Genomic DNA, 25127 nt, shown 5'->3' with positions numbered 1-25127 from the left:
CGGTCCGGATTCCGTCCGGACCGCGGGGCCCTTTCCCGTTCGGGTGAACGTCCCGGTCACCGGGCTCGGGACCCTCGTGCGGCCCACGATGATGCTCTCGACACCAGGCCCACGGGAGGCACCGGATGTCTGCAGCGCCCGCTGAGCAGCCCCACGGCGAGCCGTGCGGCGAACGGCCACTGCTCGACGCTGCCGATCGGATCATGGAGCAGAACCCCGGCTTCCGCGTCGAGATCATCGGAGGCCAGATCCTCGTGACCCCACCCGCGGACGGGGCCCATGCCCGCGCACTGACCGATCTGATGCTCCCGTTCCTGGCAGCGGGGCTACACGGCCGGGAAACGAAGGTACTCCAGGGCGTCGGGCCCTGGCTCCCGGAAGGCCCGGAAGACTACGCCATCCCGGACCTGGCAGTGGTCGACTCCGATTTCGAGGAGCACCACGCCGAGTACAACTGCTACGACCCCGCCGTCTTCCGTCTGGTCCTCGAAGTCACCTCCAGCAACCACCAGACCGATCTCCGCACCAAGGTCGCCGCCTACGCCAACGCCAAGATCCCGGTCTACGTGATCGTGGACCGCAAGCACAACCGCGTCCACGTGCTCACCGACCCGGTGGCGAACGAGTACGCCACGCACCGCGTCCACGCACCGGGCGAGTCCGTCACCCTGCCCGACTCCATCGGCGCCGAGGTCACCCTCGACGTGGCGGCCGTTTTCGCAGCCGGGCAGCCCAAGAGCGCCGGCACCGACTGACTCCGGCACCGACCGACCGCTCCGGGCGGCCGCTGTGGCCGTCACCGGCCTCCGCCGGGTACTCCGAGGCGCAGCGCGGACAGCGTCCCAAATGGGTGCGGCGTCCGCCGGGACGCATGTGCGACGTCACGTCCCCGGTTACTTGAACACGTTCAAAGAGAGGTCTACAGTCGTCCTTGTCAGCGTTTTGAACGCGTTCAAGGAGGGGTGGGGTATGGACCTCACTGTCGTCTCGTATGCCGTCTACCTGCTGTTCAGCGTGGGGCTCACCGTCTGGGTCGCCCGGACGCTCAGCCGGAACGGACGGGTCTTCCTCGCCGATGTGCTGAAGGGGGACGAGAAGCTCGCGGACGCCGTCAACCACCTGCTGGTCGTCGGCTTCTACCTGGTCAACCTCGGATTCGTGGCGCTGTACCTGAAGAACGGCAGCGGCGTCGCCGACGCGGCCGCGCTGTTCGAGGCCCTGTCGGCCAAGCTCGGGGTGGTGCTCCTGGTCCTCGGGGTGATGCACCTCGGCAACGTCTGGGTGCTCAACGGCATCCGCCGGCGCGGCCTGGCGGGCCGGCAGCAGACCCCGCCCGTCCCGCCGCAGGGCTGGACGGACCCGCAGGGCCGCGGCCCCTGGGGCACCCCGGCCCCCACGAGCGGCGGGGCGTGAGCCCGGTGACCGGGCTGCCCGTAAGGCACCTGACGGTCCTGTACGACGCCCGGTGCCCGCTGTGCGTGCACGTCCGGCGCTGGCTGATGCGGCAGCCGCAGCTGGTGCCCTTGGAACCGGTCGCGGCCGGGTCACCGGAGGCCCGGCGGCGCTTCCCGGCGCTGGACCACGACCGCACCCTGAAGGAGGTCACCGTGATCGGGGACCGGGGCCAGGTCTACACGGGGGCGGCGGCCTGGGTGGTCTGCCTGTGGGCACTGGCCGAGCACCGGCCCCGGGCGTACCGTCTGGCCACCCCGGCCGGGCAGCCCTTCGTCCGGGCCGCGGTGCTCGCCGCGGCCAAGTACCGGGAGGTCACGGCACCGCCCTGCGACGACCGTTGCGCCGTACCGCGTTAGGGTCGGACACCGTGAAGGACGCGAAGGCAGCAGACAAGCCCACCAAGAGCGAGCAGACCCGGACGCTCATCCTGGAGACCGCCCTCCGGCTCTTCCGGGAGCGGGGCTACGACAAGACCACCATGCGGGCGATCGCCCAGGAGGCCGGGGTCTCGGTGGGCAACGCCTACTACTACTTCGCGTCCAAGGAGCATCTCGTCCAGGGCTTCTACGACCGGATCGCCGAGGAACACCGGGCAGCCGCCACGGAGGCGCTGGGCGACGAGAAGGACCTCGCGGCCCGGATCGGCGCGGTCCTGCTCTCGTGGCTGGACATCGCCGAGCCGTACCACGAGTTCGCCGCCCAGTTCTTCAAGAACGCGGCGGACCCGGACAGTCCGCTGAGCCCGTTCTCACCGGAGTCCGTCGGCCCTCGCGAGTCCGCCATCGACGTGCACCGCACGGTCCTGGCCGGCGCCAGCACCAGGATCGATCCGGAACTGGCCGAGCTGCTGCCCCAGTTGCTGTGGCTCCAGCAGATGGGCCTGGTCCTCTTCTGGGTGTACGACCGCTCGGAGGGCTGCGAGAACAGCCGTCGTCTGGTGAGCCGACTGGCGCCGGTCACCGCCCGCGCCATCTCGCTCTCGCGGTTCCGGCTGCTGCGGCCCCTCGTGCGCGAGACGCACGATCTGCTCAGCGACTTCATGCCGACCGCGGCGGGCATGGCCGCGAACGGCCGGCCGGGGGCGTCGCGCGGCAAGGACTGACCCCGGAACCCATCGGGGCAGGGACTGAGCCGGGGACGTGGCGCGGCGAGGACCGAGCCGGATCCGCGGCGGAGGGGCGGACGGGGTCGGCCGTCCTCGCTCCGGTCAGATCCAGGTGAGTTCCCACAGCCGCCAGACGCCCGTGCCGTCCGACAGGTACTGGCCGCCGGACACGTGCTTGCTGCTCAGTACGTAGTCCTTGCGCTGCCACAGCGGCACCAGCGGCACGTCCTTGGCCAGGTCCCGCTGGATGTCCTTGAAGATCTCCAGGGACCGGCCGCGGTCGCCGTACTGCTGGGTCTCCTTGATCATCCGGTCGACGTCCGCGTCCGCGTACCCGTTGTGCAGGCTGTTGCCCTTGCCGACGAGGGGCTGCACGAAGTTGTCGGGGTCCGGGAAGTCCGCGATCCAGCCCAGATTGAAGGCGTCGTACACACCCTCCGCGTAGTCCTTCTGGAACTTCTGCCAGTCCGCCTCGGGTGCCAGCTGCACGGAGAACAGACCGTCCGCGTCCAGCTGGCGCTTGAGCTCCTCGGCCTCCGCCTGCGCCGAGCCGTTCTGCCGGTAGCCGAGGGTGAAGCGCACCGGGAGGTCGGCGCCGGCGGCCCGCAGCAGCCGCTTCGCACGGGCCGGATCGGGTTCCGGATAGGCGTCGAAGAACGCGGTGTTGTGGCCGGCGACCCCCTGCGGGATCACCGAGTAGAGCGGACGCACCGTACCGCTGTAGATCTTCCGCACCAGCGCGTCCCGGTCGACGAGCGCCGCGACCGCCTTGCGCACCTGCGGATCCCGCATCGGGCGGCCCTCGCGGACGTTGAGGACCAGATTGCGGGTCTCGGTGCCGGCGCTGACGTTGACCCGCATTTCCGGGTCGTTGGACGACAGCCCCGCCAGGACGGTGGGCGGCAGCTCCCGGTGGGTGACGTCCACCCGCCTGTCCGCCCAGGCCTGCTCAAGGTCCTCCGACTCCTCGAAGTAGCTGACGACGACGGGCCCCCGGGGCTTCTTCACCGCCCCCTGGTAGGAGGGATTCGGCTCCAGCCGGGCCTTGCGGCCCTTCTCGTACGAGGCGAGCACGAACGGTCCCGAGCCGACGACGCCGCCGTCGCCGCGCAGGGACTTCGCCGGGTACTCCGCGGGGTCGACGATCGCGCCAGCGCCGGTGGCGAGCTTGGAGGGGAACGTCGCGTCCTTGGTCCTGAGGTGGAACGTGACCGTCTCCCCGTCGGCCTCGACCGACTCCAGGGAGGACAGCAGCGGAGCCGGACCGACCTGCGCATCGATGGCGAGGACGCGGTCGAAGGAGTGCTTCACGGCCTGGGCGGTGACCGGGTTCCCGTTCGAGAAGACGAGGCCGTCGCGGAGCTCGCACCGGTACGTCCGCAGGTCCTGCGCGGAGAAGTCGCAGCGCTCGGCCGCGTCCGGCTGCGGAGTGGTCGAGCCCGGGAGGAACGTCAGCAGGCCCTGGTAGACGTTGCCGTAGAGGGCCCACGAGCCGGCGTCGTACGCGCCCGCCGGATCGAGCGTGGACACCACATCGGTCGTGCCCACGGCGATCGGCCGCCTGTCCCCGCCCGCCGTGGGCAGCAACTGCCATGCCCCGACGGCCACCACGACCACAACCGCGCACAGTGCCAGAACCCGCATACGGATCGACCGCATCGCCGTGCTCTCCCCCAAGCCCCAGCTGCCGGACGCGCTGCGTCGGACGCGCTCCGGTACGTGATGGCGATCACCCAACCACACACCGGTTCGCCTGGGGAAGAGAAAATCTTCAGCCCGTGGAAAGTTGACTCCGCGACGACAGTTCGGCCCGAACGGCACGAACACCGTTGGCCGGGGCGGGAGTTCCCCTTCCCGGGGAACGCACCGCCCACTCCCGTCGTGCCGGCCGGGAGTCAGGCCTGGAGACTGGCGAGCCGGACGACGGTGATGTCGGAGGGCGCACCCACTCGGACCGGCGGGCCCCAGGCACCCGCGCCGCGCGACACGTACAGCTGGGTGTCGCCGTACCGTTCGAGTCCCGCGACGGTGGGATTGGCGAGCTCCGCGAGGTAGTTGCCGGGCCACAGCTGACCGCCGTGGGTGTGACCGGAGAGCTGGAGGTCGACGCCGTGCCGGACGGCGTCGTGGATGACGACCGGCTGGTGCGCCAGCAGTACGGCGGCGCGGGCACGGTCCCGGTCGCCGAGGGCCCGGTCGAAGTCCGGGCCGTCGCCCTCGCGTTCGCCCGCGATGTCGTTGACCCCGGCGAGGTCGAAACCTCCCGCGATCTCCACGCGGTCGTTCTCCAACGGCCTGAGTCCCAGTTCCCTGACGTGGTCGACCCAGGGCGCCGCACCCGAGAAGTACTCGTGGTTCCCCGTCACGAAGTACGCGCCGTAGCGTGAGCGGAGCCCGGCGAGCGGCTCGGCCGCGGGCCCGAGGTCTTCGACGCTCCCGTCGACGAGGTCGCCCACGACGGCGATCAGATCGGGCTGGGTGGAGTTGACGGTGTCGACGATGCGCCGGGTGTGGGCGCGGCCGAGGACCGGCCCGATGTGGACGTCGCTGACCACCGCGATGCGGAGGCCGTGGGCCGCACGGGGCAGCTTGGCCAGGGGGACGGTGACGTGCTTGACGCGCGGGCCACGGAGCACGCCGTACGTCCCGTTCGCGACGGTTCCGGCGGCGACGGCGGCGGCCGTGCCGCCCACCACCCGCGCGACGAACAGGCGTCGGGAAAGGCCCGGGACGGGCTGCCCGGCGGCGTCGGCTGTGGTCCCGGACGTCTCGGGGGTCTCGGCTGGGGCGTCGGTGTCCCGGTCGGACGTCATGGTTCCGGTGACGGTGACCGCGTCGGCGACGACGGCCGCGGCTTCGGCGACGCGGCCTTCGGAGGCGGTGGCCTCGTCGGCCCCGGGGGCGGGGGTGGCTGCGAGGTCGGTGACCGCAGTCGTGGTCACGGCCGGCCCGGAGACCGCGGCGGGGGCGGTGCCGGCCTCGGGGGCCGTGGCGGCAGCGGACGCACCTGCCGGGACGGCTGCGACCGGAGCCCGGCCGGCCGGGGACGCGGCGGCGGACGCGATGGACGGCGACGCGGGCACGGCCTCCGGTACCGCCACTGGTATCGCGACCGGGGCGGCGGGCGGCGCCGCGGAGCGCGCGGCCTGGGCCCGCCGCTCTGCACGCCGGTTCAGGTGACGCAGCATCAAGGGCCGTACGAGTTCACCCGCCGCGACCGCCAGGGTCAGGTAGAGCAGCATCGCCAGCCACAGGAAGCCCGGCCAGGCGAGCGTCTGCTGCAGCCAGAACGGTGCCCCCGCGCGACCGGCCGACAGCGCACCGAACGACAGCAGCGGCAGGACGACGGCGGCGGCCGTACCGGTGCGGCGGGCGAGCCCGCCGGGGGCCGTGGTGTCACGGACGAGCCGGCGCCACAGGTACCAGTGCACCGATACGAGCAGGGTCACGGCCGCGACCGCGACCACCACGAATACGAGCACTGCTGCCTTTCCTCCGTCCGACGGCCGGTCCTCCCGGCGCTCAGTCCTCCGGGCGTTCGCGACGCAGGGCGCGCACGCCGCGGAACCCGATCACCCCGATCGCCGTCCCCAGGAGAAAGGACGTGATGGCGAGCAGCAGATGGACCCAGAAGTACCCGGTGGGATCACCCGCGTCGTCGAAGGCGAGTCCGCTGCTGTCCTTCCACAGGTTCTTGACGAAAGTGATCCAGATGAACCAGCTCCATACCCCGAACGCGAGCAGGAACCAGGAGACGGGGCGGCTGAGCTTCATGCGTTCAGTATCACCGGTCGGCTCCGCCGGCCGCCCGCGGGGTGAGGGGGCGAGTGGGCTGTCCCGGCGGCGCCGTCGGCGGGTCAGGCCCGCGGTGTCGGCTTCGCCGCCGAGGCGATGTACTTTCTCGACCGTGTCCGCTTTGAAGAAGACCGTACTGACGGTCACCGCCGCCGCCCTGCTTCCCGTACTGGTCGCCGCACCCGCGTCGGCGGACGGCAAGGGCCCGGGCAAGAAGCCGGCCAAGCACCCGAACCCGCCGGCCGTGATGTCGACCGTCGGCGGCGAGACGCTGGGCCAGCCGGGCACCCAGGTGAGGCTGCGCAACGGCGCGCCGGTGCTCCCCAAGGAGCTGACGGGCCGGTCGTGGATTGTCGCGGACGCCGAGTCGGGCGAGGTCCTGGCGTCCCACAACGCGCACTGGCGGCTGGCGCCCGCCTCCACCATGAAGATGCTCTTCGCGGACACCGTCCTGCCCCGCTTCCCCAAGGACGAGATCCACACGGTGACGCAGTCCGAACTCGACGGCATCGGCGACGGCAGCAGTCTGGTCGGGGTGAAGGAGGACCATTCCTACTCCGTCCACGACCTGTGGCTGGGCGTCTTCCTCCGTTCCGGCAACGACGCCGTGCATGTACTGTCCGCCATGAACGGTGGTGTCGCCAAGACGGTGAGCGACATGCAGAAGCACGCCGAAGAGCTCCAGGCGCTGGACACCAAGGTGGTCACCCCCGACGGCTACGACGAGGAGGGCCAGGTCAGCAGCGCCTACGACCTGACGCTCATCGCCCGCTCCGGACTCCAGAAGAAGGACTTTCGCGAGTACTGCTCCACGGTCCGCGCCCAGTTCCCCGGCGAGAAGGTCAAGGGCAAGAAGCGCAGCTACTACGAGATCCAGAACACCAACCGGCTGCTGACCGGCGAGAACGGCATGACCCCGTACGAGGGAATCGCCGGCGTCAAGAACGGCAACACCACCCACGCCGGTGCGACCTTCACCGGAGTCGCCGAACGGAACGGCAAGGTCCTGCTGGTGACCGTCATGAACCCCCTTTCGGAGGAGAACCACGCCGTCTACAAGGAGGCCGGCCGGCTGCTCGACTGGGGCTTCGCCGCGGCCGGGAAGGTCGAGCCGGTGGGCGAACTGGTGGCGCCGAAGTCGGCGGGGAGCAACACGGGTGCCGGCTCCACCACGGACTCCGATGCCTCCGAGGAGGGCTCCGGCAAGGGCGAGGCCTCCGGACCCGCCTCGGCCGGTCCGTCCTCGGCCGGACCCGCGTCCTCCGGACCCGCGTCGGCGGGCCACGGCGCGAAGGGTCAGGCCACGGCCGCGAAGGCCGCATCGAGCGGCGCCGGAGTCGCGCTGGCGGTCACCGGTGGTGTGCTGCTCGTGCTGGCGGCGGGCGTGTACCTGGTCAACCGGCGCTGGCCGCTGCGCCGCCCTCCTCAGGACTAGGGGCAATGCCGCTGACTTAACCGGGCTCGCGATTCGCTGACCTGCAACGATGTTCCGATCGGCATGCCCTGGAAGCCCGCAAGGTCAGTGGTACTGGGCCTAGGGGGGTCCGGCGGGCCCGGTCCGTTCCCCGGCGGGCTCCGTCCTCCCGGAGTCCGCCGAGGCGGCGCCCGTGGCGGTCCACGCGGCGCAGAACAGCAGCAGCTTCGCGGTGAAGTTGATCCACAGCAGCAGGGCGACCGGCACCCCGAACGCGCCGTACATGCTCTTCGCCGCGACGTCCCTCATATAGCTGCCCAGCAGCAGTTTGAGCAGTTCGAAGCCGACCGCGCCGATGAGCGCGGCGGTGAGCAGGTCGCGGCGCGCTGCGGTCACCCCCGGCAGCACGGTGAGGACGTAGAGCAGCAGCAGGAAGTCGGCCAGGACGGCGACGAGCAGGGCCGCCGTCTGGAGCAGCACACCGCCGGCTCCGCTCTCTTCGATGCCGAGCCGCCCGGCGGTCCAGCCGACGGCCGTCGAGCCGACCGAGGACGCCGCCCACGAGGCGGCCCCGGCCAGGCCGAGGCCGATCAGTACGCCGCAGTCCTTCACCCACTGCACGACCGGATTGGCGCCGTCCTGATCGTCCAGTTCCCAGACCGCCCGCAGACAGTCGCGCATCGAACCGACCCAGCTGACACCGGTGAGCAGCAGCAGCGCGGCCGCGACGAGTCCGACCGTGCCGGCATTGTCGACCAGCGCCCCGACGTCGAGCTGCCCGGAGATGCCGGGGACCTGGTCGGCGAGCTTGTTCTCCAGGTCCTTGACCTGCTGGTCTGTCAGCAGCGCGGCTGCGACGGCCGCACCCAGGGTGATCAGCGGGAACAGCGCCAGGAAGCTGATGAAGGTGATCGCCGCGGCGAGCCGGGTCCAGTGGCACCGGTCCAGCCGTTCGTACGCGTGCCAGAGGCGGGTCCGCATCAGACGTGTGACCAGCGGCCCTACCACCGGCAGCCTCTTCAACCAGTCCATGAGGTCCCCCTTACCCGCTTCATGCGTTCACGCCGCACCGGCAAGGAAAAGGCGGCAGCGGACCGGTGACGACGAATCAGTGACGAGAGACCAGTGTGCGCGCGTCGCCGGAGAGCCGCCCGCGACTGTCCACAGCCCCGGTCATACGATCACCCGTTCCGCCGCGCCGAGATCGAACAGCGCAAATCGTTCACATATGGTCAATATGGTCGAATCGCCCCAAAATACCCTTACGGCACGCCTGTGACGCCATCTCAAGGAGCCCGTAGTGAAGGACCCTTCCGGCCTCCCCCAGTCCCTGCTCGTCCTCGGCGGAACGTCGGAGATCGCCCTCGCCACCGCCCGGCGGCTGGTCGTCCGGGGCGTCCGCACGGTCTGGCTGGCCGGCCGCCCGGGCCCCGCCCTGGACCGGGCCGCGGAATCCGTGGGCCGACTCGGCGCCGACGTCCGCACCGCCGCCTTCGACGCCCTCACCACCGAGTCGCACCCCACGGTCATCGGCAAGATCTTCGCCGAGGGCACCATCGACATGGTGCTGCTCGCCTTCGGGGTGCTCGGCGACCAGGCGCACGACGAGGGCGACCCGGCGTCCGCGGTGCGCGTGGCGCAGACCAACTACACGGGCGTGGTGTCCGCGGGGCTGGTCTGTGCGACGTCCCTCCGCGTCCAGGGCCGGGGCTCGCTCGTGGTGCTCTCCTCGGTGGCCGGGGAACGCCCCCGCCGCAGGGACTTCATCTACGGGTCGAGCAAGGCGGGCACGGACGCCTTCGCCCAGGGCCTCGGCGACGCCCTCCAGGGCACGGGCGCACGCGTGATGGTCGTGCGGTCGGGCTTCGTGCGGAGCAGGATGACGGCCGGGCTGCCACTGACCACGCTCGCGACGACTCCGCAGGCCGTGGCGGCCGCCATCGAGAACGGCCTGCTGCGCGGTGCCGGGACGGTCTGGGTGCCTGGTGTGCTGCGCCCGGTGATGTCGGTGGTCCGCCATCTGCCCCGCCCGCTCTTCCGCAGGCTGACACGCTGACCCGCCGCCGACACGCTGACACGATGCCGACATGCTGACCCGCCGCCGACACGCTGACACGATGCCGACATGCTGACCCGCCGCCGACACGCTGACACCACGGTCGCCTGGCCCGGAGGGCGCCCGCCCCGGAAGGCCGCCCGTCCCGGATACCCTCCGCGAGCGGGTCAGGACTGGAGCGTCGACTCGTCGGCGCACCGCGTCTGCGCGGGGACCGCCGGGGCTCCGAGCCCACCGAAGGCGTAGTCCCGCAGCTTCCGCCAGACGCCGTCCGCGCCCTGCTCGTACAGCGCGAAGCCGGAGCAGGTCCACTCCGCCTCGAAGTCCGCCAGCTCCTCGAACGCCCGGTCCATCGCCTCCTCGGAGATGCCGTGCGCCACCGTGACGTGCGGGTGGTAGGGGAACTGGAGCTCACGGACCAGCGGGCCGGAGGGATCCCGGACCTGGTCCTGCAGCAGGGTGGCGTCCTCCGCCCCCTCGACGACCTTGACGAAGACCACCGGGGACAGCGGGCGGAACGTGTCCGTACCGACCAGCCGCATCGGGAAGGCCCGGGCGGCGGCCGCGACCGCGGCGAGGTGCGCCTCGATCGCGGGCAGCTCCTCGGGCTCCGCACAGGTCGGCGGCACGAGCGTGACGTGCGTGGGAATGCCGTGGGCCGCGGGATCCCCGAAGCCCGCACGCCGCTCCTGGAGCAGGCTGCCGTACGGCTCCGGGACCGCGATCGAAACGCCGAGCGTTACGGTCCCCACGTCGTTCTCCTCTGTCCTCGGTCGGGTCTTCGTGGTCGGGTGCGTCTGTGTGCAGTGTGGCGGTCCGGTGCCGTTTCTGACCAGAGCCATCGGTCCGCGGTCCGGCCTCAGTGCTTGGCGGGGAGGAAGCCCACCTTCTCGTACGCCCGGGCCAGGGTCTCGGCGGCCACCGCCCGGGCCTTCTCGGCGCCCTTGGCCAGGATCGAGTCCAGCGTCTCCGGGTCGTCCAGGTACTCCTGGGTGCGGCTGCGGAACGGCGTCACGAACTCCACCATGACCTCGGCGAGGTCGGTCTTCAGCGCGCCGTACATCTTGCCCTCGTACTGGCGCTCCAGCTCCGCGACCGTGGTGCCGGTGAGGGTGGAGTAGATCGTGAGGAGGTTGGAGATGCCCGGCTTGCTCTCCGTGTCGTAGCGGATCACCGTGTCGGTATCGGTGACGGCGCTCTTGACCTTCTTCGCGGTGGTCTTCGGCTCGTCGAGCAGGTTGATGAGGCCCTTCGGCGTGGACGCCGACTTGCTCATCTTGATCGACGGGTCCTGGAGGTCGTAGATCTTCGCCGTCTCCTTCAGGATGTACGGCGAGGGGACGGTGAAGGTGTCGCCGAACCGGGCGTTGAAGCGCTCCGCGAGGTCGCGGGTCAGCTCGATGTGCTGCCGCTGGTCCTCCCCGACCGGAACCTGGTTCGCCTGGTACAGCAGGATGTCCGCGACCTGCAGGATCGGGTACGTGAACAGACCGACCGTCGCCCGCTCGGCGCCCTGCTTGGCGGACTTGTCCTTGAACTGGGTCATACGGGACGCCTCGCCGAAGCCGGTGAAGCAGTTCATCACCCAGCCGAGCTGCGCGTGCTCGGGGACATGGCTCTGTACGAAGAGCGTGCAGCGCTCCGGGTCGAGGCCCGCGGCCAGCAGCTGCGCTGCCGCGAGCCGGGTGTTGGCACGCAGCTCGGCGGGGTCCTGCGGGACGGTGATCGCGTGCAGGTCCACGACCATGTAGAACGCGTCGTGGGATTCCTGGAGCGCCACCCACTGGCGGACCGCACCGAGGTAGTTGCCGAGGTGGAACGAGCCGGCGGTCGGCTGGATCCCGGAGAGCACACGCGGACGATGCTGCATGGCGGAGCCATTCCCCCGAGGGTGGTGGTGGGCGACGGGCGGGCGTTCAGAAGCCATACCTCACATTCTCTCAGGTGCTCGGCGGGCCTCCGGCCGCCGGAGCGGGGATGAGCCGCACGACACATCCCCGCACCGGTCCGCGCGTCGCGCACCGTCCGCAGTCCCCGCCCCGCCCGCATGTCCCGCGTACGTCGAGGTCGCACCCCGTCCGTATGTCCCCGCGGCACTCCTGCCCGGTCCGTACGCCGTCTCGCGCCCCGCCCTGGTCCGCGCGTCCCGGCCGGCGTACGCCGGGTCGCACATCCCGCGTCCGGCGGCCCGCCCGGGCGGCCTTCGTCAGACCTGCGGCAGGCCCGGCGCCGGGAAGGCGGCCATCAGTTCGGCGACCTCGGCCCGGATCAGCGCCAGTCCGTCCTCGTCCCCGGCCCGGGCCGCGGTGACTCCGCGGTCGATCCAGTCGGCGACGGTGGCCATGTGCCCGGTGCCCAGACCGCGCGAGGTCAGCGACGGCGTACCGATCCGGATGCCGGACGGGTCGAAGGGCTTCCTCGGGTCGTACGGCACGGTGTTGTAGTTCACCACGATCCCGGCCCGGTCCAGCGCCTTCGCCGCCGCCTTGCCCGGGACGTCCTTGGGCGTGAGGTCCATCAGGATCAGATGGTTGTCGGTGCCGCCGGAGACCAGGTCGAAGCCCCTGGCCAGCAGCTCCTCGGCGAGGGCCTTGGCGTTCGCGACGACGGCGGCGGCGTAGTCGCGGAAGTCGGGCTGGGCCGCCTCGTGCAGTGCGACCGCGATCGCCGCGGTGGTCTGGTTGTGCGGCCCTCCCTGGAGGCCGGGGAAGACGGCCTTGTCGACGGCCTTGGCGTGCTCCTCGCGGCACATCAGCATCGCGCCGCGCGGTCCGCGCAGCGTCTTGTGGGTGGTCGTGGAGATCACGTCGGCGTACGGCACCGGGGACGGGTGGGCCCCGCCCGCGATCAGGCCGGCGATGTGGGCGATGTCCGCGACCAGCACCGATCCGGCCTCCCGGGCGATCTCGGCGAAGGCCGCGAAGTCGATCGTCCGGGGCAGCGCCGTGCCGCCGCAGAAGATCAGCTTCGGGCGTTCCTTGAGCGCGAGCTCGCGCACCTCGTCGAAGTCGATCAGCCCGTCGTCCTTGCGCACTCCGTACTGGACACCGCGGAACCAGGTGCCGGTGGCGGAGACGCCCCAGCCGTGGGTGAGGTGTCCGCCCATCGGCAGCGCCATGCCCATGACCGTGTCGCCCGGCTCGGCGAAGGCCAGGTAGACGGCCAGGTTGGCCGGGGAGCCGGAGTACGGCTGGACGTTGGCGTGGTCCACGCCGAACAGCGCCCTGGCGCGGGACTGGGCCAGCAGCTCCACCTGGTCGATGTTCTGCTGGCCTTCGTAGTACCGGCGTCCCGGGTAGCCCTCGCTGTACTTGTTCTGCAGGACCGTGCCGGAGGCCTCCAGGACCGCCTTCGACACGTAGTTCTCACTGGGGATCAGCCGCAGCGTGTCGGACTGGAGCCGCTCCTCGGCGGTGACAAGTTCGGCCAGCTCCGGGTCGGTCTCGAACAGCGCGGGATGGGACAGGGGAATCGTCATGGCGTCCTCCGGTCGATCGGTCGTCGATCCGGTACCCAGGCGGGCGGCACCTTGTGTCTGCCGCGCGCGGCTCCCCCGGGGTCGGTTCCCCGCTCGCCAGTCGCCGCGCGTACTCCCACCCTAGCGTTCACCCCCCGTCCGCAGGTTTCCCGGTCCGGCAACCGAGCGACGATAGAAGGGGGCGCACCCCGCCCATCCACCGCACGAGGAACGGAGAACCCGTGTCGAGAACGGATGCGGCCATCGCCGCCGCGGATGCGCACAGCGCGCACAACTACCATCCGCTGCCCGTCGTGGTCGCCTCGGCGGACGGAGCCTGGATGACCGATGTCGAGGGACGCCGCTATCTCGACATGCTCGCCGGCTACTCGGCGCTGAACTTCGGCCACAGCAACCGGCGGCTGATCGACGCCGCCAAGGCCCAGCTGGAGCGGGTCACCCTCACCTCGCGGGCCTTCCACCACGACCGGTTCGCCGACTTCTGCGCCCAGCTCGCCGAGCTGTGCGGCAAGGAGATGGTGCTGCCGATGAACACGGGCGCGGAGGCGGTGGAGACCGCCGTGAAGACCGCCCGCAAGTGGGGGTACCGGGTGAAGGGAGTCCCGCCGGGCCAGGCCAAGATCGTCGTGGCCGCCAACAACTTCCACGGGCGGACCACCACGATCGTCAGCTTCTCCACCGACCCTGAGGCCCGGGCGGACTTCGGCCCCTACACACCCGGCTTCGAGATCGTCCCGTACGGGGACCTGACCGCGCTGGGGCACGCCGTCAGCGCCAACACGGTCGCCGTCCTGCTGGAGCCGATCCAGGGCGAAGCGGGCGTGCTGGTGCCGCCGGCCGGCTATCTCGCGGGCGTGCGCAGGCTCACCAGCGAACGGAACGTGCTGTTCATGGCGGACGAGATCCAGTCCGGGCTCGGACGCACCGGCAAGACCTTCGCCTGCGAGCACGAGGACGTGGTGCCGGACGTGTACGTCCTCGGGAAGGCGCTGGGCGGCGGCGTGGTCCCGGTGTCCGCCGTCGTGGCCGACAGCGACGTGCTCGGCGTGTACCGGCCGGGCGAGCACGGTTCCACCTTCGGCGGCAACCCGCTGGCCTGCGCGGTCTCCCTGGAAGTGATCGCCATGCTGCGCACCGGGGAGTTCCAGCAACGCGCCGCAGAACTGGGCGACCACCTCCACCATGAACTGGGGCTGCTGGTCGGCGGAGGCGCCGTGGACGAGGTCCGGGGCCGCGGACTGTGGGCGGGCGTGGACGTCTCGCCGGGCCACGGCACCGGCCGGGAGATCTCGGAGAAGCTGATGGACCGCGGTGTGCTGGTCAAGGACACCCACGGTTCGACGATCCGCATCGCCCCGCCGCTGGTGATCAGCAAGGAGGACCTCGACTGGGGCCTGGACCAGCTCCGGGCGGTGCTCAGCGGGGACTGAGCGGGGCTGCCGCCTCCGGCTGATATTCGCATGACGCAGGGGTGGCCGGCGGGCAGGATGCGGCGAATGGACCGCGACACGATCAGTACGCTCGCCCACGCCGGCCACCCCATCGCCGCACCGCTCTCCGACGAGTCGGTGCGGCGGATCCTGGACCGCGCGCTGCCCCGCGGCGACGAGCGGCTGCTCGACCTCGGCTGCGCGGAGGCGGCGTGGCTGCTGCGCGCGCTGGAAGGCCGTCCCGGGGGGCTGGCCGACGGCGTGGACCTCAGCGGGACGGCCCTCGCCAAGGCCCGGGACGCGGTGGCCGCGGCCGGGCTCACCGACCGGATCCGTCTGCACCGGCAGGACGCGCGGGAGTTCACCGGCCCCGAGCCCTACGACCTGGTCCTCTGCGTCGGGGCCACCCACGCCTTCGGCGGGCTGCTCCCCGCCCTGGAGGCCGCCCGCACCCGGCTCGCGCCGGGCGGGGCCGTCCTGGTCGGCGAGGGCTTCTGGGAGCAGGAACCGGGAGAGGAGGTACGGGCCGCCGGTTTCGACCCGGAGGAGTACGACGACCTGCCGACGACCGTCGAGCGGGTGCGCGCCGCGGGCTGGACCACCGTCCACACCCACGTCAGCTCGCTCGCCGAGTGGGACGAGTACGAGCTGTCGTGGACCGGTTCGCTCTCGCGCTGGGCCCTGGACCACCCCGACGACCCGGACAGCCCGGAAGCCCTGAAGGCGGCGGACGAACACCGTGCGGCGTGGCTGAACGGCTACCGGGGCACGCTCGGCTTCGTGACACTGCTGCTGCGGCGCGCGGACTGACCTCCGGCGGGGGCGTCGCGGGCCGCGGCGGGACGGGCGCACGCGGCAACGTGGCACGGCGGCCGCACGCGGCGGGACGGGCGCACGCAGCGGGACGACGGATCGGCGCGAGCGTCGGCATCGGCATCGGCACCGGCACCGGCACCGGCACCGGCACCGGCAGGGTCGCCGGACTCCGGCCCGCGTCGGCGGTCAGAGGATGACGTGCGGCACGAAGCGGGCGTACTCGTCGGTGACCGGGCCCGCCGACTCCCGGATGCCCAGCCCGGCGGCCTCGTTCTCGACGACCCAGGCGCCGAGGACGACGCGGTTGCCGTCGAAGTCGGGCAGCGGGGCCAGCTCCTGGTAGCAGCAGGCCTCCTCGCGGACGACCGGTTCGGCGCCCGGCTCGTGCAGGGTGACCCCGGCGCCCTCCCGGCCGAGCAGCGGCTTCGCCGCGTAGCCGGTGGTGGTGGCGAGTTCACGCGGGCCGTCGAGGTGGGAGGGCAGCAGACTGGGGTGCCCGGGGTACAGCTCCCACAGGATCGCCAGCAGCGCCTTGTTGGACAGCAGCATCTTCCAGGCCGGTTCGATCCAGCACGTGCTGCCGGTGCCGCCGCCGTTGTCGAGGGTGTCCAGGACGTACTCCCCGAACCGGTCGGTGGTCAGCCACTCCCACGGGTAGAGCTTGAAGCAGCTGCGGATGAACTTCAGCCGGTCGTCGACGAATCGTCCGCTCAGCCGGTCCCAGCCGATCTGCTCCACCGACAGCGCCTCGGTGTCCAGTCCCGCCTGCTGGGCCGTCTCCCGCAGGTACGCGACGGTCATCAGGTCCTCGCCGAGCTCGTCGGCCTCGCTGTGCGCGAAGTGCACCGGGCCGGGAGGCAGCAGCGGGGCCTGTCGGCGCCAGGCGTCGACGAGCCGGTCGTGCAGCGAGTTCCACTGGTCGGCGCCGGGGAACCGCTCCTCCATCCAGAACCACTGCGGACTGGCCGCCTCCACGAGCGACGTGGGGGTGTCGGCGTTGTACTCCAGCATTTTCGCCGGGCCGGTGCCGTCGTAGCACAGATCGAACCGTCCGTAGAGGGACGGAAGTTCGTCGCGCCGCCGCCACGAATCGGCGATCCGCGCGGCCAGTCGGGGGTCCACGATGCCGAGGTCGACGAACCGGTCCTCCTCGACGATGTGCGCGGCCGCCGCCAGGCACATGCCGTGCAGTTCCTCGACGGTCTCCTCCAGCGCCTCGACCTCGGGCAGCGAGAAGGAGTAGTAGGCGCTCTCGTCCCAGTAGGGGCGGAGTGAACCGTCCGGGTAGCGGGTCAGCGGGTAGACGAGTCCCTGCTGTTCCACGGTCTGCTGCCAGCCGGGGCGGGGTTCGATGGTGTGACGCTGCATGGTGCGGGCTCCGGGCTCGGTCGGTTCCGGTCGACGAGGGCGGTCAGCCGCCGCTGGAGCCCGAACCGGAGCCGAAGCCGCCGCGTTCGACGTCCGCCTTGTTGAAACTGCCGCCCTGCACCTTGCCGTTGCGGACGGTTCCGCCGTAGTAGTACGTACCGCGGCCGGAGCTGTCCTCGCACTCGCGGGCGGGCAGCTTCTCCCGGGTGGCCCGGTCGACGCAGCGGCGGTCGGGCTCGTCGTCCGAACCGCAGGCCGTCAGCGCCGCCGCCAGCAGCCCCACACCGCCCAGTACGACCGTGCTCGACCTCAGCCTGCGTCGCATCGCGCGCCTCCCCCTCGTCCGCGTTTCCACTCTGCTCTGTTCCCACGGGCGAACACCGGGGAGCAGGCGGTCAGCGTAGACGCCACCCCGGACACGGCCGGAACCGGGTGGCCGAAGCGCTCTCACCTACAGTCGTTTCGTGCCTCTTGGGATGATCTGTGCGCTCGCCTCCGCCGTCTGCTACGGCACCGCCTCCGTCCTCCAGGCCGTCGCCGCCCGCTCGGTCGCGCCGGGCACCGGTTCCGGGGTGGATCCCGGGCTGCTGCTCCGGTCCCTGCGCCAGTGGCGCTATATGGCCGGACTGGCCCTCGACGGCGCCGGGTTCGGCCTCCAGATCATCGCGCTGCGGCTCATCCCGATCTACGCGGTGGGTGCGGCCATGGCGGGCAGCCTGGCCGTGACCGCGGTCGTCGCGGCGAGGCTGCTCTCGGTACGGCTGAGCACCACCGAGTGGGGCGCCGTGGTGCTGGTCTGCATCGGCCTGGCGATGCTCGGCTTCGCCTCCGGCCCGGAGGGTCAGGTGCCGGCACCGCCGTGGCTCGGATGGGCGATCCTCGGCGCCGCGGTCGTCGTGCTCGTCATCGGCGCGTTCGCGGGCCGGCTGCCGACCCGCTCGCGGGCGCTGGTCCTCGGACTGGGCGCCGGCATCGGGTTCGGCGTGCCCGAGGTGGCGATCCGTCTGCTGGACTCGTTCGACCTCACCGATCCCGCGCTGTACGCCATCCTGCTCGGCGGGGGCGCGGCCTTCCTCCTGTTCACCTCCGCCCTCCAGCGCGGCTCGGTCACCACGGCCACGGCCGGGATGCTGCTCACGGAGACGATCGGCCCCTCGCTGGTCGGTGTGATCTGGCTGGGCGACCGCACCCGCGAGGGGCTGGCCTGGCTGGCGATCACCGGCTTCGCGGTGGCGGTGGCGGGCGCGCTGGCGTTGACGCGGTTCGGCGAGGTACCGGTGACGGCCGACGAACGGTCTCCGGATGCCTGCCCCACCGAGTGAAGCCCACGGCCGCGAGGCCGGCGAAGAGTTCGACGATGGACCGGGTATCGCCGTGACGAGCCGTACCTGCGCGAGGGGCTGACCATGCGGCTCGGACAGGACAGGACCGGACGTGCCGCCGCCCCCGGCCGCTGGGCGACCGGGGGCGGCGGGAGGAACCCGTGTGCGGGATCAGATGAGGCCGAGGGCGCGGACCGCGTCGCGCTCCTCCGTGAGCTCCTGCACCGAGGCGTCGATACGGGTGCGGGAGAACTCGTTGATGTCCAGGCCCTGGACGATCTCGTACTTGCCGTCCTTGCAGGTGACGGGGAAGGAGGAGATGAGGCCCTCCGCCACGCCGTAGGAGCCGTCCGACGGGATGCCCATGGAGGTCCAGTCGCCCTCCGCGGTGCCGTTCACCCACGTGTACACGTGGTCGATGGCGGCGTTGGCGGCGGACGCGGCAGAGGAGGCGCCACGGGCCTCGATGATCGCGGCGCCGCGCTTGGCGACGGTCGGGATGAAGGTGTCGGCCAGCCACGCCTGGTCGTTGACGACCTCGGCGGCGTTCTTGCCCGCGATCTCCGCGTGGAAGATGTCCGGGTACTGGGTGGCCGAGTGGTTGCCCCAGATCGTCAGCCGCTTGATGTCGGAGACGGCGGCACCGGTCTTCGCGGCGAGCTGCGACATGGCACGGTTGTGGTCCAGACGGGTCATCGCGGTGAAGCGCTCCGCCGGTACGTCCGGAGCGGCGGCCTGGGCGATGAGCGCATTGGTGTTCGCCGGGTTGCCGACGACGAGGACCTTGATGTCGTCCGCGGCGTGGTCGTTGATGGCCTTGCCCTGCGGCTTGAAGATGCCGCCGTTGGCCTCCAGCAGGTCGCCGCGCTCCATGCCCTTGGTGCGGGGGCGGGCGCCGACGAGCAGGGCCACGTTGGCGCCGTCGAAGGCGACGTTCGGGTCGTCGGTGATCTCGATGCCACGGAGCAGCGGGAAGGCGCAGTCGTCGAGCTCCATGGCGGTGCCCTCGGCGGCCTTCAGGCCCTGCGGGATCTCCAGGAGACGCAGCTTGACCGGCACATCCGCGCCGAGCAGGTGACCGGAGGCGATGCGGAAGAGCAGCGCGTAGCCGATCTGGCCGGCCGCGCCGGTGACGGTGACGTTGACGGGAGTGCGGGTCATGGCGATCTCCGTTGTGACAGCTGTGGCGGTGGGTGTCCCTGCCCGAGTCTTGAATCTCTCTATGTCGAGAGATCCAGCGGTCAGGCTATCCCAGCGCGGGGTGCCCGAACCCCCGGACCCCTGTGGGCCACGGCACACCGGCGCGTCTCCCTGTCCGCGCGACTCCCAGTGTCCTCCGATGCGCCATTCGATGCGCCCTGCGGTCCGTCCACGCACCGCCGGGCGTACCGGGACCCCGCCCCTTCGACGGTGGTCAGCACGGCTCCGCATCCCGCCTCGGTCACCCGTTGACCAGAGGACTTGTCGCAGACTGGTGACACCGTGTCGGAACTGTCACCGCCCTGCCACAGGGACCCCGGCGCCCCTTGCCTGAGCTTGTCGCGACCATGACTCTTGAACACAAGGCGGTGCCCGTCCTCCCACGGGGGAGAGGACGGGCACCGTACTTTTCCGGCGGGCTTTCCGGCGGGTTCAGCGGACCGTGAAGCGGACCACGTCCTCCAGGAACGGGATGTCCAGCCACGGGTTGGGCATCGCCATCAGCGCGAGCAGCACGATGACCGTGCCGAGCGAGCCGTACGTGACGATGTCCGTGAACCGGGACCGGACGGCCAGCATGCCCACGGAGGGCAGCAGCCAGCGCATCGCCGCGCCGCCGACGAGGGCCAGCCCGATGAGGATCAGCCCGATCCGGAAGGACTGGGCGAACATGTCCGTCGCGACGAGCAGCAGTCCCAGCGCGGTCACACCGAGAACCGTCAGCAGCGGCCACTGCCGTGCGGGGGCGGGGGCGTCGCCCGGCGCGGCGCGGCCGCCGCCTTCGGGCCGTGCGGTGTCGCGGGTGACGGCCTGGAAGCGCGGCGAGACCCGCGGCGGCGCGGGGGCGGGGGCGGGAGCCGCCGCTGCCGGGGCGTCGTCCGCCGCCGCCGGTACTCTGCCCGGCTCCGCCGACTCGCCGTGCGGCGCAGCGGCGCCCGCCGACGTGTCCGTAGAGCCTTCCGCGCCGGGGACTTCCGTGTTGGTGACTTCCGCGTCGGGGACTTCCGTGTTGGTGACTTCCGCGCCGGGACGAGGGGCCGCTTCCTCGTCCCCCGCGTCCCCCGCCTCCGGGGACGCTTCGCCCGCCGCCGACACCTCGGGACTCCCGGAGCCGGCTTCGGGAGCCTGTCCGGCCCGCTCGGCGGCACCTTCCGTACGTACCGTCGCCTCACCGGGCCCGGCAGTGCGATCGGCCCCGGCGGTGCGATCGGAGTCCGCCCGGCCGGCGTCCGGCGCCGGCTCTCCCGCATCGGCGCCGCGCACTTCGGCCCCGGTCTCGGCACCGTCCTGCCGCGCGCCGGGTTCGCGGTCCACGCCGGATTCCGGGTCCACCCCGGCCCGGGGCGGAGTGCCCGTGCCACGGGCGGCCGCCGCGTCCGCGCCGGCCGCGGAACCCGGACCGGGCTCCCGTGTCCGGTCCGCCGCCTCGGGGCTTTCGTCGGCCCGTACGCCCATCAGAGGTTGGCCCTTCCTTCGGTCAGCCCGCGATGCCGGCCGCGCGCTCGGCCGCCTCGACGACGTTGACGAGCAGCTGCGCACGGGTCATCGGGCCGACACCGCCGGGGTTCGGGGAGATCCAGCCGGCGACCTCGGCCACGCCCGGGTGGACGTCGCCGACGATCTTGCCGCTCTCGTCGCGGCTGACGCCGACGTCGAGCACGGCCGCGCCCGGCTTCACGTCCTCGGGCTTGACCAGGTGCGGCACGCCCGCCGCGGCGACGACGATGTCGGCGCGGCGCAGGTGCGCGGCTAGGTCACGGGTGCCGGTGTGGCACTGCGTCACGGTGGCGTTCTCGGAGCGCCGGGTGAGCAGCAGCGGCATCGGCCGGCCGATGGTGACGCCTCGTCCGACGACCACGACCTCCGCCCCCTTGATCTCGACGCCGTGGGCCCGCAGCAGCGTGATGATGCCGTAGGGGGTGCAGGGCAGCGGGGCGGGCTCGTTCAGTACGAGGCGCCCGAGGTTCATCGGGTGGAGCCCGTCCGCGTCCTTGGCCGGGTCCATCAGCTCCAGCACCCGGTTCTCGTCGATGCCCTTGGGAAGCGGGAGCTGGACGATGTAACCGGTGCAGGCCGGGTCCTCGTTGAGCTCGCGGACGACCGCCTCGATCTCCTCCTGCGTGGCCGTGGCGGGCAGTTCGCGCTGGATCGACGCGATGCCGACCTGCGCGCAGTCGCGGTGCTTCCCGGCCACGTACTTGTGGCTGGCGACGTCGTCACCGACCAGCACGGTGCCGAGCCCGGGCGTGATTCCCTTCGCCTTGAGGGCCGCCACGCGGGCGGTCAGGTCGGACTTGATCGCTGCTGCTGTGGCCTTGCCATCGAGAATCTGGGCGCTCATGCCTCCATCCTCCCGGATGGACCCGTCCCGGTTCCAATCCGGCCCCTGTCCGGCACACTCGCAGCCCGAACGACCCTTCGGGAGACGGAACCGGAGGTTGCACTTGCACAACACATGGGATTTCCGGCTGGACAAACTTACGTCGCGTTTATAACGATGATCCGCGCAGTGCCGCTGGCAGTGCCGGGGGGCGGACGTTTCGAACAGTTCCATATTTCCTCCGCGCGGCCGCGTCGTCCCCGCACCACCAACGGAGGATCAGGACAGATGAGCTTCGGCGACCCGAACAACCCGTACGGGCAGCAGCCCCCGCAGGGCCAGCCCGGCTACGGCTACCCGCAGCAGGCGCCGCAGGGCGTGCCGCCGCAGCAGGGTTACGGCTACCCCCAGCAGCCCGCCGGCCAGGCGCCCTACGGCGCGGCCCCGCAGGCCCCCGGCACGCTGCAGGCCAACAACGGCTACATCAACGTGCCGGCGCTCGGCACCGTGCAGCTCGCCTCGATGGGCCGCCGTCTCGGCGCGCGCGTCATCGACGGTCTGGCCATCACCATCATCGTGTGGATCCTGATGGCCGTCGGTGTCGCCGGTATCGTCGGTGTCGCCGAGGGGGCGCAGAACGACTGCGCCGGCATCGACCCGCTGTCCTCCGCCTACGAGACCTGCATCAACCAGCAGGCCGAGGCGGCCGGCGGCATGATCGCCGCGCTCTTCGGCATGATCGCCCTCGTCGGTATCGCCACGATGCTCTACGAGTGGCTGATGATCTCGTTCGTGGGCGCGACCCTCGGCAAGATGGCGCTCGGCCTGCGGGTCGTCAAGGAGTCCACCGGTCAGGCCCCGGGCCTGGGCGGCGGTTTCATCCGCTGGATCATCCCGATCGTCGGCGCGTTCCTCTGCTACATCGGCGCGATCCTGGTCTTCCTTTCGCCCTTCTGGGACGGCACCGGCAAGCTGCAGGGCTGGCACGACCGTGCCGCCGGCACGATCGTCATCAAGAAGTAAGCGCACCAAGGCCGAAGGCCGCGACCCTCGTGCGAGGGTCGCGGCCTTCGGGCTTTCCGGGCTCCGGACGGCCCCTGCCGGAGCCCGTCCCGGCTCAGTGGAAGAAGTGCCGCGTGCCGGTGAAGTACATGGTCACGCCCGCCTTCGCGGCGGCCTCGACGACCTGCTCGTCACGGACCGAACCACCCGGCTGCACCACGGCCTTGACGCCCGCCGCGGTCAGGATCTCCAGCCCGTCGGGGAACGGGAAGAAGGCGTCCGAGGCCGCGTACGAGCCCTGGGCGCGCTCGGCACCCGCGCGCTCGACCGCGAGCTTCGCGGAGTCGACGCGGTTGACCTGTCCCATGCCGACGCCGACCGAGGCACCGTCCTTGGCGAGCAGGATGGCGTTGGACTTGACGGCCCGGCAGGCCCGCCAGGCGAAGGCGAGCTCGGCGAGCTCCTCCGGGCTCAGGGCCTCACCGGTGGCGAGGACCCAGGTCGCCGGGTCGTCCCCGTCGGCCTGGAGGCGGTCGGTGACCTGGAGCAGCGCGCCGCCGTCGATCGGCTTGACCTCGACGGGGCCGGCCGGGGCGTCGGGGCAGCGCAGCACGCGGATGTTCTTCTTGCGGGAGAGGACCTCGACGGCGCCCTCCTCGTAGTAGGGCGCCACGATGACCTCGGTGAAGATCTCGGCGACCTGCTCGGCCATCTCCACCGTCACCGGCCGGTTGACGGCGATGACGCCGCCGAAGGCGGACAGCGGGTCGCAGGCGTGCGCCTTGCGGTGGGCCTCGCCGACGGTCTCGCCGATCGCGATGCCGCACGGGTTGGCGTGCTTGATGATCGCGACGCACGGCTCGGAGTGGTCGTACGCGGCGCGGCGCGCGGCCTCCGTGTCCGTGTAGTTGTTGAACGACATCTCCTTGCCGTGCAGCTGCTCGGCCTCCGCGAGACCGCCGCTGCCGTCCACGTAGAGGGCGGCGTCCTGGTGCGGGTTCTCGCCGTAGCGCAGGACGTTCCTGCGCTCGAACGTCGCACCGAGGAAGTCGGGGAAGGAGGACTCGTCGGCGGGGGCGTAGGAGCTCGCGAACCAGGAGGCGACGGCCACGTCGTACGCGGCGGTGTGCTGGAATGCCTCGGCCGCCAGCCGCTTGCGCGCGGCCAGGTCGAAGCCACCGTCCTTGACCGCGGCGAGCACGTCCGCGTACCGGTCGGGGCTGGTGACCACCGCGACGGAGGGGTGGTTCTTGGCGGCGGCGCGGACCATGGAGGGGCCGCCGATGTCGATCTGCTCGACGCACTCGTCGGGGGTGGCCCCGGAGGCCACGGTCTCCCGGAACGGGTAGAGGTTCACGACGACCAGGTCGAACGGCTCGACGCCCAGCTCCGCGAGCTGCTCGCGGTGCGCGTCCAGACGCAGGTCGGCGAGGATGCCGGCGTGCACGCGCGGGTGCAGGGTCTTCACCCGGCCGTCCAGGCACTCGGGGAAGCCGGTGAGCTCCTCGACCTTGGTGACCGGCACGCCCGCGGCGGCGATCCTCGCGGCGGTGGAGCCGGTGGAGACCAGCGCGACGCCCGCCTCGTGCAGCCCGCGGGCCAGCTCCTCCAGGCCGGTCTTGTCGTAGACGCTGACCAGGGCGCGGCGGATGGGCCGCTTGTTACCTTCGGCGGTCACGGGATCAGTACCTTTCGTCCCTCGATGCGATAGCCGTCGCGGGCCAGCCGTCCCACGACCTCGACGAGCAGCCTGCGCTCGACTTCCTTGATGCGCTCATGGAGAGCGGCTTCGTCGTCCTCCTCCCGCACCTCGACCACGCCCTGCGCGATGATCGGGCCGGTGTCGACGCCGTCGTCGACGAAGTGGACGGTGCACCCGGTGACCTTCACCCCGTACGCGAGCGCGTCGCGCACACCGTGGGCCCCGGGGAAGCTGGGCAGCAGGGCGGGATGGGTGTTCACGATGCGCCCGCCGTACCGCGCGAGGAATTCCTTCCCCACGATCTTCATGAAGCCGGCCGAGACGATCAGATCCGGCTCGTGGGCGGCCGTGGCCTCGGTCAGTGCCGCGTCCCACGCCTCGCGGGAGGCGTAGTCCTTGACCCGGCACACGAACGTGGGCAGTCCGGCCCGCTCGGCGCGTTCGAGTCCGGCGATCCCGTCGCGGTCGGCGCCGACCGCGACGACGCGGGCACCGTAACCGTGCGGGTCGGCGGCGACGGCGTCGAGCAGGCTCTGCAGATTGGTGCCGGAACCGGAGACCAGGACCACCAGGCGGGCGGGAGCGCTGCGGGCGGGTCCGTCGGGTCGACTGGGGGGAGGCGGGGAGGCCACGGTGGGTCTCTTTCTCGCGGGGGCTTCCGCGG

General features: G+C 71.6%; 24 protein-coding genes and 1 riboswitch. Of the genes, 10 read left to right on the top strand and 14 right to left on the bottom strand.

Features of this window, described 5'->3' with window-relative positions; translation table 11 throughout:
- Nucleotides 1-125 precede the first annotated feature (125 nt).
- The 4 genes from ACZ4Z5_RS21890 to ACZ4Z5_RS21875 all read left to right on the top strand — a co-directional run bounded on the left by ACZ4Z5_RS21890 (nucleotide 126) and on the right by ACZ4Z5_RS21875 (nucleotide 2557).
- Complete coding sequence (locus ACZ4Z5_RS21890) at nucleotides 126-755, top strand: Uma2 family endonuclease (protein ID WP_468265213.1); 630 nt, start codon at nucleotides 126-128, stop codon at nucleotides 753-755.
- Nucleotides 756-969: 214 nt separating this feature from the next.
- Entirely contained in the window at nucleotides 970-1413 is a 444-nt protein-coding gene (locus ACZ4Z5_RS21885) for a hypothetical protein (RefSeq protein ID WP_468265211.1), read from the top strand.
- Nucleotides 1410-1811, top strand: a complete 402-nt coding sequence (locus tag ACZ4Z5_RS21880) for a thiol-disulfide oxidoreductase DCC family protein (protein ID WP_468265209.1) — start codon at nucleotides 1410-1412, stop codon at nucleotides 1809-1811. The genes ACZ4Z5_RS21885 and ACZ4Z5_RS21880 overlap by 4 nt, the downstream gene beginning before the upstream one ends.
- An 11-nt stretch (nucleotides 1812-1822) precedes the next feature.
- Nucleotides 1823-2557 (top strand): TetR/AcrR family transcriptional regulator, encoded by a 735-nt coding sequence (locus ACZ4Z5_RS21875; protein ID WP_468265207.1) that lies wholly within the window; start codon nucleotides 1823-1825, stop codon nucleotides 2555-2557.
- Between the two features lie 105 nt (nucleotides 2558-2662).
- Here the strand turns inward: ACZ4Z5_RS21875 and ACZ4Z5_RS21870 are convergent, their stop codons facing one another.
- From ACZ4Z5_RS21870 to ACZ4Z5_RS21860, 3 genes are all read right to left on the bottom strand, one after another.
- Nucleotides 2663-4219: an ABC transporter substrate-binding protein gene (locus ACZ4Z5_RS21870; protein WP_468265205.1), complete on the bottom strand. Its 1557-nt coding sequence runs from the start codon at nucleotides 4217-4219 to the stop codon at nucleotides 2663-2665.
- A 236-nt stretch (nucleotides 4220-4455) separates the two neighbouring features.
- Nucleotides 4456-6042 (bottom strand): metallophosphoesterase, encoded by a 1587-nt coding sequence (locus ACZ4Z5_RS21865; protein WP_468265203.1) that lies wholly within the window; start codon nucleotides 6040-6042, stop codon nucleotides 4456-4458.
- Nucleotides 6043-6082: 40 nt separating this feature from the next.
- Complete coding sequence (locus tag ACZ4Z5_RS21860; RefSeq protein WP_468265201.1) at nucleotides 6083-6334, bottom strand: SCO4848 family membrane protein; 252 nt, start codon at nucleotides 6332-6334, stop codon at nucleotides 6083-6085.
- 133 nt (nucleotides 6335-6467) lie between these two features.
- Between ACZ4Z5_RS21860 and ACZ4Z5_RS21855 the strand changes: the two genes are divergently transcribed.
- Nucleotides 6468-7790, top strand: coding sequence for a D-alanyl-D-alanine carboxypeptidase family protein (locus tag ACZ4Z5_RS21855; RefSeq protein WP_468265199.1), 1323 nt, complete (start codon nucleotides 6468-6470; stop codon nucleotides 7788-7790).
- A gap of 99 nt (nucleotides 7791-7889) precedes the next feature.
- Here ACZ4Z5_RS21855 and ACZ4Z5_RS21850 read toward each other — a convergent pair whose 3' ends face one another.
- Nucleotides 7890-8801 (bottom strand): YihY/virulence factor BrkB family protein, encoded by a 912-nt coding sequence (locus ACZ4Z5_RS21850; protein ID WP_468265197.1) that lies wholly within the window; start codon nucleotides 8799-8801, stop codon nucleotides 7890-7892.
- A gap of 268 nt (nucleotides 8802-9069) precedes the next feature.
- On the opposite strand from ACZ4Z5_RS21850, the gene ACZ4Z5_RS21845 reads away from it, so the two are divergent.
- A complete protein-coding gene (locus ACZ4Z5_RS21845) occupies nucleotides 9070-9825 on the top strand; it encodes an SDR family NAD(P)-dependent oxidoreductase (protein WP_468265195.1) in 756 nt (251 codons plus the stop codon).
- 167 nt (nucleotides 9826-9992) lie between these two features.
- Here ACZ4Z5_RS21845 and ACZ4Z5_RS21840 read toward each other — a convergent pair whose 3' ends face one another.
- From ACZ4Z5_RS21840 to ACZ4Z5_RS21830, 3 genes are all read right to left on the bottom strand, one after another.
- Nucleotides 9993-10577: a 2'-5' RNA ligase family protein gene (locus ACZ4Z5_RS21840; RefSeq protein WP_468265193.1), complete on the bottom strand. Its 585-nt coding sequence runs from the start codon at nucleotides 10575-10577 to the stop codon at nucleotides 9993-9995.
- 107 nt (nucleotides 10578-10684) lie between these two features.
- A complete protein-coding gene (trpS, locus tag ACZ4Z5_RS21835; protein WP_468265191.1) occupies nucleotides 10685-11695 on the bottom strand; it encodes a tryptophan--tRNA ligase in 1011 nt (336 codons plus the stop codon).
- 336 nt (nucleotides 11696-12031) lie between these two features.
- Entirely contained in the window at nucleotides 12032-13303 is a 1272-nt protein-coding gene (locus ACZ4Z5_RS21830; RefSeq protein WP_468265189.1) for a serine hydroxymethyltransferase, read from the bottom strand.
- Nucleotides 13304-13329: 26 nt separating this feature from the next.
- Nucleotides 13330-13417: riboswitch (ZMP/ZTP riboswitch) on the bottom strand.
- A gap of 107 nt (nucleotides 13418-13524) precedes the next feature.
- On the opposite strand from ACZ4Z5_RS21830, the gene rocD reads away from it, so the two are divergent.
- Complete coding sequence (rocD, locus tag ACZ4Z5_RS21825) at nucleotides 13525-14733, top strand: ornithine--oxo-acid transaminase (RefSeq protein ID WP_468265187.1); 1209 nt, start codon at nucleotides 13525-13527, stop codon at nucleotides 14731-14733.
- Between the two features lie 66 nt (nucleotides 14734-14799).
- A complete protein-coding gene (locus tag ACZ4Z5_RS21820; protein WP_468265185.1) occupies nucleotides 14800-15543 on the top strand; it encodes an SAM-dependent methyltransferase in 744 nt (247 codons plus the stop codon).
- A gap of 192 nt (nucleotides 15544-15735) precedes the next feature.
- Here the strand turns inward: ACZ4Z5_RS21820 and ACZ4Z5_RS21815 are convergent, their stop codons facing one another.
- Both ACZ4Z5_RS21815 and ACZ4Z5_RS21810 read right to left on the bottom strand, forming a co-directional pair.
- Nucleotides 15736-16917, bottom strand: coding sequence for a glutathionylspermidine synthase family protein (locus ACZ4Z5_RS21815; RefSeq protein WP_468265183.1), 1182 nt, complete (start codon nucleotides 16915-16917; stop codon nucleotides 15736-15738).
- 43 nt (nucleotides 16918-16960) lie between these two features.
- On the bottom strand, nucleotides 16961-17242 hold the full coding sequence (locus ACZ4Z5_RS21810) for a hypothetical protein (RefSeq protein WP_468265181.1): 282 nt from the start codon (nucleotides 17240-17242) through the stop codon (nucleotides 16961-16963).
- 151 nt (nucleotides 17243-17393) lie between these two features.
- Between ACZ4Z5_RS21810 and ACZ4Z5_RS21805 the strand changes: the two genes are divergently transcribed.
- Nucleotides 17394-18239 (top strand): DMT family protein, encoded by an 846-nt coding sequence (locus ACZ4Z5_RS21805; RefSeq protein ID WP_468265377.1) that lies wholly within the window; start codon nucleotides 17394-17396, stop codon nucleotides 18237-18239.
- A 171-nt stretch (nucleotides 18240-18410) separates the two neighbouring features.
- On the opposite strand, the gene ACZ4Z5_RS21800 is transcribed toward ACZ4Z5_RS21805, so the two are convergent.
- From ACZ4Z5_RS21800 to ACZ4Z5_RS21790, 3 genes are all read right to left on the bottom strand, one after another.
- Nucleotides 18411-19400, bottom strand: coding sequence for a malate dehydrogenase (locus ACZ4Z5_RS21800; RefSeq protein WP_468265179.1), 990 nt, complete (start codon nucleotides 19398-19400; stop codon nucleotides 18411-18413).
- 471 nt (nucleotides 19401-19871) lie between these two features.
- Nucleotides 19872-20894, bottom strand: coding sequence for a DUF3017 domain-containing protein (locus tag ACZ4Z5_RS21795; RefSeq protein WP_468265177.1), 1023 nt, complete (start codon nucleotides 20892-20894; stop codon nucleotides 19872-19874).
- Nucleotides 20895-20916: 22 nt separating this feature from the next.
- Nucleotides 20917-21780 carry a bifunctional methylenetetrahydrofolate dehydrogenase/methenyltetrahydrofolate cyclohydrolase gene (locus tag ACZ4Z5_RS21790; protein ID WP_468265175.1) on the bottom strand — a complete coding sequence of 288 codons (864 nt, stop codon included), beginning with the start codon at nucleotides 21778-21780 and terminating at the stop codon, nucleotides 20917-20919.
- Nucleotides 21781-22047: 267 nt separating this feature from the next.
- Here ACZ4Z5_RS21790 and ACZ4Z5_RS21785 point away from each other — a divergent pair, with 267 nt between their 5' ends.
- A complete protein-coding gene (locus tag ACZ4Z5_RS21785) occupies nucleotides 22048-22782 on the top strand; it encodes an RDD family protein (RefSeq protein ID WP_468265173.1) in 735 nt (244 codons plus the stop codon).
- Nucleotides 22783-22876: 94 nt separating this feature from the next.
- On the opposite strand, the gene purH is transcribed toward ACZ4Z5_RS21785, so the two are convergent.
- Nucleotides 22877-24439, bottom strand: a complete 1563-nt coding sequence (gene purH / locus ACZ4Z5_RS21780) for a bifunctional phosphoribosylaminoimidazolecarboxamide formyltransferase/IMP cyclohydrolase (RefSeq protein ID WP_468265171.1) — start codon at nucleotides 24437-24439, stop codon at nucleotides 22877-22879.
- The gene (gene purN / locus ACZ4Z5_RS21775; RefSeq protein WP_468265169.1) at nucleotides 24436-25095 is read right to left on the bottom strand and encodes a phosphoribosylglycinamide formyltransferase; all 660 of its coding nucleotides are present in this window, start codon (nucleotides 25093-25095) and stop codon (nucleotides 24436-24438) included. Before purN ends, purH begins: the two co-directional genes overlap by 4 nt.
- Between the last annotated feature and the right edge of the window lie 32 nt (nucleotides 25096-25127).

It is taken from the genome of Streptomyces sp. NPDC030222 (assembly GCF_055573115.1).
The sequence above is the reverse complement of the archived record's forward strand: the minus strand, read 5'-3'. Positions and strand labels throughout refer to the sequence as shown.

Bases quoted from the DNA above. Each gene is read 5' to 3' on its own strand.
- ACZ4Z5_RS21850 (WP_468265197.1), bottom strand. From the start codon at position 8,801: ATGGACTGGTTGAAGAGGCTGCCGGTGGTAGGGCCGCTGGTCACACGT.
- ACZ4Z5_RS21790 (WP_468265175.1), bottom strand. From the start codon at position 21,780: ATGAGCGCCCAGATTCTCGATGGCAAGGCCACAGCAGCAGCGATCAAG.
- ACZ4Z5_RS21805 (WP_468265377.1), top strand. From the start codon at position 17,394: ATGATCTGTGCGCTCGCCTCCGCCGTCTGCTACGGCACCGCCTCCGTC.
- ACZ4Z5_RS21885 (WP_468265211.1), top strand. From the start codon at position 970: ATGGACCTCACTGTCGTCTCGTATGCCGTCTACCTGCTGTTCAGCGTG.
- ACZ4Z5_RS21795 (WP_468265177.1), bottom strand. From the start codon at position 20,894: ATGGGCGTACGGGCCGACGAAAGCCCCGAGGCGGCGGACCGGACACGG.
- ACZ4Z5_RS21815 (WP_468265183.1), bottom strand. From the start codon at position 16,917: ATGCAGCGTCACACCATCGAACCCCGCCCCGGCTGGCAGCAGACCGTG.
- trpS (WP_468265191.1), bottom strand. From the start codon at position 11,695: ATGCAGCATCGTCCGCGTGTGCTCTCCGGGATCCAGCCGACCGCCGGC.
- ACZ4Z5_RS21890 (WP_468265213.1), top strand. From the start codon at position 126: ATGTCTGCAGCGCCCGCTGAGCAGCCCCACGGCGAGCCGTGCGGCGAA.
- ACZ4Z5_RS21810 (WP_468265181.1), bottom strand. From the start codon at position 17,242: ATGCGACGCAGGCTGAGGTCGAGCACGGTCGTACTGGGCGGTGTGGGG.
- ACZ4Z5_RS21870 (WP_468265205.1), bottom strand. From the start codon at position 4,219: ATGCGGTCGATCCGTATGCGGGTTCTGGCACTGTGCGCGGTTGTGGTC.
- ACZ4Z5_RS21860 (WP_468265201.1), bottom strand. From the start codon at position 6,334: ATGAAGCTCAGCCGCCCCGTCTCCTGGTTCCTGCTCGCGTTCGGGGTA.
- ACZ4Z5_RS21820 (WP_468265185.1), top strand. From the start codon at position 14,800: ATGGACCGCGACACGATCAGTACGCTCGCCCACGCCGGCCACCCCATC.
- ACZ4Z5_RS21800 (WP_468265179.1), bottom strand. From the start codon at position 19,400: ATGACCCGCACTCCCGTCAACGTCACCGTCACCGGCGCGGCCGGCCAG.
- ACZ4Z5_RS21830 (WP_468265189.1), bottom strand. From the start codon at position 13,303: ATGACGATTCCCCTGTCCCATCCCGCGCTGTTCGAGACCGACCCGGAG.
- ACZ4Z5_RS21785 (WP_468265173.1), top strand. From the start codon at position 22,048: ATGAGCTTCGGCGACCCGAACAACCCGTACGGGCAGCAGCCCCCGCAG.